Annotated in this window: 1 protein-coding gene; it reads right to left on the reverse strand. The window is 66.8% G+C overall.

Annotated elements, in window-relative coordinates:
* A partial coding sequence (locus tag ACYJP6_RS24110) for an amino acid adenylation domain-containing protein (RefSeq protein WP_459478549.1) occupies positions 1-4,311 on the reverse strand: 4,311 nt, incomplete at its 3' end.
* Between the last annotated feature and the right edge of the window lie 120 nt (positions 4,312-4,431).

The raw sequence follows: 4,431 nt of genomic DNA on the forward strand, positions 1-4,431 counted from the left end.
GGCCTCGTCGAGCCGTCCGCCGTCGTAGCTGTATTGCACCATCAGCTGCTCGCCCAGGTTGACTGCCAGGGTCAGCGGATAGTGGGTCTGCTCGCGGCTTTCCAGCTCACCAAAGCGCAGATCGTCCGAGGCGCCCTGCTCCAGGGCCTCGGACAGCGGATAGTTCTCGAAGACCAGCAGGCTGTCGAAAAAAGGCTCTCCGCCCTGTCCGGCCCAGCGTTGGATCTCGTAGAGCGGGGTGTGCTCATGCTCCCGCAGGGCCAGGTTGAGCGCCTGTACCTCATTGAGCCAGCTCGCCACGGTCTGGTCGGCGCACGGCCGCCCGATGACGGGCAGGGTATTGATGAACAAGCCGATCTGGTGCTCGATGTCGGGCAACTCGAGCGAGCGCCCCGAGACGGTCGCCCCGAAGCACACCGCCTCCTGCCCGGTGTAGCGCCGCAACAGCAACAACCAGGCTGCCTGCATCAGGGTGTTCAGGGTCACCCGCTGGTGCCGGGCGAACCGTTCCAGCCGATGGGTATGGTCGGCACTGAACAGCTGGCAATAGCGGCCGAGCCCTGCGCCGGACACCGCCTGGTCGCCGAGGGCCTGCACCAGGCGCGTCGGCGCGTCCAGTACGGCGGTCCGCTCCTGCCAGAAGCGCTGCGTGGCCGCGGCATCCTGCTGTTCGAGCCACGCGATGTAATCCCGATAGCCGCCCGCCAGGGTGGCGGGCCGGTGCCCGGCATAACGCTCCAGCACCTCGCCGAACAACCGCGATGCGCTCCAGCCGTCCATCAGCAGGTGATGATGGGTGAAGATCAGGCGCTGGCGCCGCGCCGCGGTGCGAATGACCGCGATACGCAGCAGTGGCTCCTTCGCCAGCTCGAAGCCGCGCTGGCGATCGGCTTCGGCGTAGGCCGCCAAGGCCCTCGCCTGGTCGGGTCGTTCACGCCAGTCCTGGATATCGTAGGGCAGCAGCGCCTGCTTGCGAATGAGCAGCAGCGCGTCATGCGGGCCGTCGATCACGCGGGCCCGCAGGAGCTCGTGGGCCGCCAGAGTCTCGAGCCAGGCGCGCTGGAAGCGGGCGTTGTCCAGGCCCTCGACATCGACGCACAACTGGTTGACGTAGTCGCCGCGCTGCCCGTCGTACAGCGAATGGAACAGCATGCCCTGCTGCATCGGTGACAGGGGATAGAGATCGGCCACGTCGGCCAGCGGCAACGCCAGGGCATCCAGTTCAGGCTGCTCCAGCCGGGCCAGGGGAAAGTCGGACGGTGTGGCACCCTGCAGAGTCGCCTCGCAGCAGTGATCGATCAGCGCCTGCAACTCCCGGCCATAGGCGTCGGCGAGGGCCTGTATCCGCGCCTCATCGAAGACCTCCCGACTGAAGGTCCAATCCAGGGTCAAGACGGAATCGTAGACGCGGCCGTCGATGCTCAGCAGGGCGCCGAGCGGAGCCTCTTCGCCCAGCGCGGCACCGCCGCCTTCGCGGGCCGGGACGAACAGCCCCTCGTGATCGGCGAAGCTGGCGTCGAACTGCCCCAGGTAGTTGAAGATGACATCACCCTGGGGAACCGCCGCCAGACGCTGGCGCGTCTCGGCATCGCCCAGGTAGCGGAGCAGGCCATAACCGATGCCCTTGCGTGGCAGCCGCCGCAATTGTTCCTTGATCGCCTTGATCGATTGCGCCCTGCCCGTTTCAGGCGTCAGCAACACCGGATAGAGGCTGGTGAACCAGCCTACCGTCCGGGTCAGGTCCAGGTCGTCGAACAGTTCTTCCCGGCCATGCCCTTCCAGCCGTACCAGGAGCTGCTCGTGACCGCTCCAGGCACAGAGGACGCGTGCCAGGGCGGTCAGCAGCAGGTCGTTAATTTCGGTGCGATAGGCGCCCGGCGCGTCCTGCAACAGACGTCGGGTCTGTTCGGACGACAGCCGCGTACTGACCTGCTGCGCATTCTTCTGGCGCTGGCTGCCCAGGGGCCTATCGCAGGGCAGACGCTGCGCGGCGCACTGGCGACCGGCTTCCCAGAACGGCAGCTCACGTTGCACCTCGGCACTGCGGGCGTATTCGATCAGGCGCTGCGCCCAGGCCTGGAACGCGCTGCTCTTCGCAGGCAGCTGCGGACGCTGGCCGGCGACGAGGGCCGCGTAACTGGCCTGCAGATCTTCCAGCAGGATACGCCAGGACACGCCATCCACCACCAGGTGGTGAATCACCAGCAACAGCCGCTGACTGCCATCCGGGAATTCCGCCAGCAAGGCGCGCAGCAGCGGGCCGGCGCCCAGATCGAGGCTGCGCTGCAGCTCGTCGGCCACGCATTCGAATGCCGCCGGATCGGCGAAGCCGAGCACGCGCAACTGATCCTCCGGAGCCGGCGGAGCGACGCTCGCCTGCCAGCCTTGATCGTCCAGGACGAAGCGGGTACGCAGAGCGTCGTGGTGTTCGCTGAGAGTCTGCAGCGCCTCGCCCAGGATCCGAGGGTCAAGGCGGCTACGCGTTTCGAGCAACACCGACTGGTTCCAATGATGCCGCGCGGGGATTTCCTGCTCGAAGAACCAGTGCTGGATCGGCGTTAGGGGGACACTGCCGACGACCGGTCCCCGCTCGTCGGTGTCCTGGGCGTGCAAGCTGGCCACCGCAGCCACGCCCTGGATGGTCTGGTGGCGGAACAGGTCCTTGGCGGTGAAGCGGATTCCGGCCTGACGCGCGCGTGCCACCACCTGCAGGGAGATGATCGAATCGCCACCCAGTTCGAAGAAGTTGTCGCCACGCCCTACCCGTTCGAGCTTGAGTACCTCCGCCCAGATCGTCGCGAGTCGCTGCTCCACCGTCGTCGTGGGGGCCACGTATTCCCGCGAGTCATCGGCCATCGTGGGGACCGGCAGGGCCCGGCGATCCAGCTTGCCGTTCGGCGTCAGGGGCAGGGCCGCGAGAAACACCCAAATCGCCGGGACCATGTAGTCCGGCAACCGTGTCGCAAGGGCCGCCTTCAGCGAAGCGCGTACGTCATCCTCGGCAGCCTTGGAGAGCGGCCAGTCGGCCGCCGGTACGACATAGGCCACGAGGTGTTGGCCGTGGAGAGAGTCAGTCACCGTGACGGTGGCTTCGCGTAGCGTGGGGTGCTCGCGCAACCTGGCCTCGATCTCGCCCAGTTCGATGCGAAAACCCCGAACCTTTACCTGCTGATCGATTCGCCCCAGGTATTCGAGGACCCCATCGGGTCGGCGGCGAGCCAGATCGCCTGTCCGATAGAGTCGGGCACCGCCCTCCGGCGCATAGGGGTCTGGTAGGAAGCGTTCTGCCGTCAGGGCGGGCCTCCCCAGGTAACCACGGGCCAAGCCGGCGCCGGCCAGGCAGAGTTCGCCGGAGATACCGATGCCCACGGCACTCCCCTCGGCGTCGACCAGATGAACGGCGCTGTTCGCCAGCGGCAGGCCGATGTTGGCGGTCCCGCCCGGACGCCGCAGGGCGTGGGTGGAATAGGTGGTGTCTTCGGATGGACCATAGAGGTCGTGCACGCGCTTGATGTGCGGCAACTCGTACAGGCGCTCGACCAACGCCTGGGGCAAGGGTTCGCCTGCCAGGTTGACGATTCGCACCGACGACGGGAGCAGTTCCGCGTCCACCAGCGCGCGGATCGCCGAGGGCACCGTATTGATCAGGCTGACCTGATTCCGCGCCGGCAACCGTTGCAGTTCCAGGGCATTGTCCGCGAGGATCACCCGGCCACCACAGGCCAGGGTGACGAAGAGCTCCCAGACCGAAAGATCGAAGCAGATGGAGGTGGCCGCCAGTACCCCATCCAGGTCGTGGGAATCGTACGCTGTTCGGGTCCAACCGATCAGCGCCGCGACGTTGCGATGGCTGATCAGTACCCCCTTGGGCCTGCCGGTGGAACCGGAGGTGTAGATGCTGTAGGCGAGATTGTCGAGGCCGGCGAGCCTTGCCGGATTCCGCTCGGGATAGTCCGCGAGGGAGAGTTCATCCACCACGACGGCTCGCGCCCGGGCAGTCGCCGGCAAGCGGGCCAGCAGCGAACGCTGCGTCAGGACCAGGCGCGCCTGGCTGTCTTCGAGCATGTAGGCCTGCCGCTCCTCCGGATAGGCAGGGTCCAGGGGTACGTAGCCGCCACCGGCCTTGAGGATCGCCAGCAGCCCAACGACCATCTCCACGTCACGTTCCAGGGCGATACCCACCAGTATCTCGGGCCCGACGCCCTGCTCGCGCAAGAAATGCGCCAGCCGATTGGCACGTTCGTTCAGTTCCTCATAGCGGTACTCGCGCTCGCCCACTACCAGAGCTGCCGCGGCCGGCTGGACGAGCACCTGCGCCTCGATCAACTCATGGATACAGCCTTGCGGGTAAGGCGCCTGGGTCTGGTTCCAGAGGTGAAGCACCTGGTGTCGCTCGCCCTCATCGAGCAGCGGCAGCTCGCCGAGTCGGCG

Source organism: Pseudomonas sp. No.117 (assembly GCF_054558395.1).